Source organism: Candidatus Rhabdochlamydia sp. W815, from assembly GCF_018642185.1.
Lineage (GTDB): Bacteria > Chlamydiota > Chlamydiia > Chlamydiales > Rhabdochlamydiaceae > Rhabdochlamydia > Rhabdochlamydia oedothoracis.
In genome coordinates, this window is the sequence record NZ_JAAVTY010000106.1 from 1 (window position 1) to 4,979 (window position 4,979).

Genomic DNA, 4,979 nt, shown 5'->3' on the forward strand with positions numbered 1-4,979 from the left:
AAGTCAGCTCTCTGGCTAGGGGTCAGTTTTTTCATACTCAATAGCTTAACACAAAACAAAATATTTTTCTATACGATTGAATCGGAACCACTATATGTTCTTTTTTGTGCACTTCAAGGTTCAAAGGGCCGCTCAGCTTTTTTAAAGTAAAGCCTAAAAGAAATGGAGGTGGAGAGAATCGAACTCTCGTCCTTAGCAAACTCTCTACAAATGACTACATGCTTAGCATCTTCAAAATGAATTGATCTTGAGGAAGGTGCCACACAATAGACCAATTTGCTTCTTCTAATCTCGGGCATCTTCTTGAAGAAGCGAAGAGAAAAACCCATACCAGGATTAATGACAATAGTTCTAACGCTCCTAGTCAGGCATTAGACTATCGAGTTGCAAAAAGCGGTTAAGCCTTAAGCAGCCTGCAAATATTCCCCGTAAGAGGTTTCTTTTTCTGCATTTATAGTTATATCGGATGATTTAGGAGGCCAACCGACGTCCTCCGCATGCCACTTGTACTTTGTTTCCAAGTCGAAACCAGTCACCCCCAGACGTAATAATAGCAAAAAAAGGCATTATTAGCGATAGGAGGATAAATTAGCAAAAGAATTTACAAATATTAAGAACTACTGACCATATCCTCATCTATATAAGGGATTGTTTTATCACAGGCAATATATTTTTCTAAATATTTCTTTGCAAGATCTGGGTTGACTGCAATTTGTCCTTCTATTCCCTGACTGTATATTTCAAACAGGCGCATACAGGCTTGAGGATGAAATTTTTCTGCAGCTTTTTCATAATAGTTAATTGCCTGTTGAAATTCTCTTTTTTTAAAATAAAGGTCAGCAGTATAAATTTCACCTAACAAAGGGGATTTAAGGATAAATTTAGCAATAGGGGAACCAAGTTCTGTAGCTTTTTCCAAACACTCTATTCTTTTTTCTAGCTCCCCCATTTTGTACAAATAAATAGGGCTGAGTCTTAAGTAGGCTTCTATGCAGCCCAAGTTCCCAGCAATTTCATAATAGCTAACAGCTTCTTTCATATATTTTTCTTTTAAAGCAGGCTTTGTATCTGAAAAAATATTGTCTATAAAGATCTCTGCAAGGTAGAAATACTTCTCCTGAGAATCTAACCCTCTATTTTTCCAGGAATAAATTTTATCTGCTAAGCCAGAACGTAGAGATCCAGCTTTTCCAAATGAGTCAATTGCTTTATCTAGATTTTTTTCTACGGAATTTCCAAAGAGATAGCTATAACCCAATTCTAAACTAACTTTTTCATATCTTGCCTTTTCATAATGCTCAATTTTTTTTCTGCCATATTTTTCATATTTAAGGAAACATTTCTCAGCCAATTGATATTTATTATTTTTTACATGTTCCAAGGCCCTGTTTAGGAGCTTATCTTCTTTTTCCACTTTTTTTATTTGCATTCGGGTTACGATATTTCCCAATATAGGAATATGAGATAATTTCCCTTTTAAAAATTCTAGAGGCGATGCTTGATTAATACAGATTGTTTTATAGGATGGATCAATTGACATAGTTATCTCACTGTAATAGTTATCTCACTGTATAAGAATATAGATTTAAAAATAAAATATATTGCAATTAATAAGATTGAAATCTATTTATTAATATAATTTATTTTTAATTTATATTAAATAGTTTTATTTTTTCTTATTAAGTTTGTTTTTTAGTTTTTAAGAGATACGAGCTGGCATTTTAAGGGATGTTTGGCTTATGATTGACTCTTTTAACCCCCTTTTATTTATATGTTTGATATCAATTCACAAGAGAGTTTCCCTGAGCGAGAAGAGCGTATTTTAGCGTTTTGGCAAAAACAGAACATTTTTGAAAAATCTGTAGATCAAAATCGTGCGAACCCCATTTTTTCTGTGTATGATGGCCCTCCCTTTGCAACAGGGCTTCCTCATTACGGACATATTTTGGCTGGAACCATTAAAGATGTAATTCCTAGATATAAAACCATGCAGGGATATTTTGTACCTCGCCGATTTGGTTGGGATTGCCATGGGCTGCCTGTAGAAAATGAGATTGAAAAGGCTAAAGAGCTATCAGGAGCCTCTTGTATTGAAAAGTTTGGGATTTCTCAATTCAATGAAGAGTGTCGCAGTATTGTTATGCGCTATACAAAAGAATGGGAATACACAGTGATGCGCATGGGACGCTTTGTAAGTTTCACAGATACTTGGCGAACCATGGATCTTAGCTTTATGGAATCTGTTTGGTGGGTTTTTTCTCAACTCTATCAAAGAGGATTGGTTTACGAAGGCTATAAAGTTATGCCTTTCTCTGCCCAATTAGGAACCCCTTTATCCAATTTTGAAGCTAATCTTAATTATAAGGAAGTAGATGACCCCTCTCTTACCGTACTGTTTTCTCTTGTAGATGAGCCAAATACCTCATTTATCGTATGGACAACGACCCCTTGGACTCTGCCATCTAATCTAGCGATTATGGTTAATGAGAATTTTGAGTATGTAAAGATTAGACGAGAAGGTCAATATTATATCTTAGCACATAATCGCTTAGGGCATTATTTTAAAGAAGGGGAGTATGAGATCATTACTACCTTTAAGGGTTCTTCTTTGGTTTCTAAGCATTATCATCCCCTGTTTCCTTATTTTGCTAGTTATGAAGGTTTTAGAGTCATTGCGGAGGTTTCTGTTAGCAGTGAAGAAGGAACAGGTCTTGTACATGCAGCTCCAGCATTTGGAGAAGTGGATTTTTATGCATGCAGCAAAGAAGGCATTGAAGTGGTGTGCCCTATTGATCATAATGGTAAATTTACCAAGTTAGTTCCTGACTATGAGGGTCTCTTTGTAAAAGACGCTGATAAGGAAATCATTCGGCGATTGAAAAAAGAGGGGAAGGTTTTACACCATACGCAAATTCGTCACCGCTATCCTTTTTGTTGGCGCTCTGATACCCCTTTAATTTATCGAGCTGTCTGCACTTGGTTTGTGGCAGTGGAAAAAATCAAAGATCGAATGATGGATGCTAATCGAAAGATTCAATGGGTTCCTCATCATCTTAAAGAAGGTCGTTTTGGTAAGTGGTTAGAAAATGCTAGAGATTGGGCGATTTCAAGAAACCGCTACTGGGGAACACCTATCCCTATTTGGCGGAGCGAAGACGGGGAGATGATTGTCTTATCCAGTATAGAAGATTTACAACAAAGAACAGGGATTGCTGTTTCTGATTTGCACAGGCATTACATTGACTCTTTAACATTTATTGCTAATGGTAAGGAATTTAAGCGTATACCAGAAGTATTTGATTGTTGGTTTGAATCGGGCTCTATGCCTTATGCGCAAAATCATTATCCTTTTGAGAAAAAACAAGAAACGCTAGATCGGTTTCCTGCAGATTTTATTGCAGAGGGATTAGATCAAACACGTGGTTGGTTTTATACTTTAATGGTGATTGCAACAGCGTTATTTGATCAACCGGCTTTTAAAAATGTTATTGTTAATGGAATTATTTTGGCAGAAGATGGCAATAAGATGTCAAAACGTCTTAAGAATTATCCAGAACCGCAATTGGTATTTAACCGTTATGGAGCTGATGCGGTGCGTTTATACTTGCTGAATAGTCCTGTTGTTCACGCAGAAGATTTACGTTTCTCAGAACGCGGAGTAGAATTAGTTCTTCGTCAGATGCTCATTCCTTTTTGGAACTCAGTGGTTTTTTTATCTACTTATGCAAAGATTTATCAATGGGATCCCAAAGAAGTAGAATTTTCTGCTCCTCAGATCGATATCGATCGTTGGATCTTGTCTTGTTTACAAGGATTAATTCAAGAGGTGACAGAGGGGTTAGATCGTTATGAACTGCATCGAGCAGTCGATCCTTTTGTAAAATTTATCGACCAATTGACCAATTGGTATATTCGTAGAAACCGATCTAGGTTCTGGGCGGAAGAAGATACAATAGATCGCAGGCTAGCCTTTGAAACATTGTATACCGTGTTGATCAATTTAGCCAAGATCGCAGCTCCGTTTATTCCTTTTTTAAGTGAGGCAATTTATCTTTATTTAAAGACCTACCAAGATCTACAATCGGTTCACCTATGCTCTTTTCCAATTTATAACCCTGTATATAGAGATCAGCTTTTAGAGGAGCAGATGTCTTATGTACAAACTGTGGTAAGCATGGGGCATGCGTTGCGTAAGGAAAGCAAATTAAAAGTTCGTCAACCTTTGCGCTCTGCCTTTATTGTGTCTTCTGATCTTGAGATTTTAAAACAGCTTAAATCGCAAAAACAGCTGATTGCCGATGAGCTCAATGTAAAAGAAGTGATCTTTAAAGAAGATGAGACAGCATTTGTTCTACTTTTAGTGAAACCCAATTTTCGTGTTTTAGGTAAAAAAGTAGGTAAACTAATGAGCGCTGTTAAGACAGCCTTAGAAAATCTTTCTCAAAAAAAGCTTAATCGATTGCTGAAAGAGAATCAATATGAGTTAGTCATTGAAAACGAAACCATTCTTTTAAGTTCTGAGGACATCACAATAGAGCGCCAAGTAAAAGAAGGATTAGTGGCTTCTGCAACAGGCTCAGTGATTGTTGCTATTGATATTGTTTTAGACGAAGAATTATTAATAGAGGCATTAGCAAGGGAATTGGTTAATAAGATTAATACTATGCGCCGAGATTTGAGTTTTGCAGTAAGCGATCGAATTGAAATTTGTCTTAATACCACAGAAAAAGTTAAGAGGGCTTTATCCATTCATCAAAATTACGTAATGACACAAGTATTAGGTGTAAAACTGGAGTATAATTCTAAAGAAGAGGGGAGCGTTTGGGATTTAAACGGAGAAAAAACCTTTATTGCGATAACGCGTTGGGAATGATTTAAAATAAACGGCCCTTTCAACCTTGAAGTGCACAAAAAAGAACATATAAATACTTGAAAAAACATCTATTGTGCACCCGAGCATAGCATGTTTGTAGATAATC

General features: G+C 36.4%; 2 protein-coding genes and 1 other RNA gene. 1 reads left to right on the top strand and 2 read right to left on the bottom strand.

Annotation, left to right across the window (positions count from 1 at the left end):
• Positions 1–160 precede the first annotated feature (160 nt).
• Together ssrA and RHOW815_RS06770 are read right to left on the bottom strand one after the other, a co-directional pair.
• Positions 161–540, bottom strand: a transfer-messenger RNA (tmRNA) gene (gene ssrA / locus RHOW815_RS06765).
• Positions 541–610: 70 nt separating this feature from the next.
• A complete protein-coding gene (locus RHOW815_RS06770) occupies positions 611–1,540 on the bottom strand; it encodes a tetratricopeptide repeat protein (protein ID WP_215217563.1) in 930 nt (309 codons plus the stop codon).
• A gap of 231 nt (positions 1,541–1,771) precedes the next feature.
• On the opposite strand from RHOW815_RS06770, the gene ileS reads away from it, so the two are divergent.
• Entirely contained in the window at positions 1,772–4,873 is a 3,102-nt protein-coding gene (gene ileS, locus RHOW815_RS06775; RefSeq protein ID WP_215217564.1) for an isoleucine--tRNA ligase, read from the top strand.
• Positions 4,874–4,979: the final 106 nt, after the last annotated feature.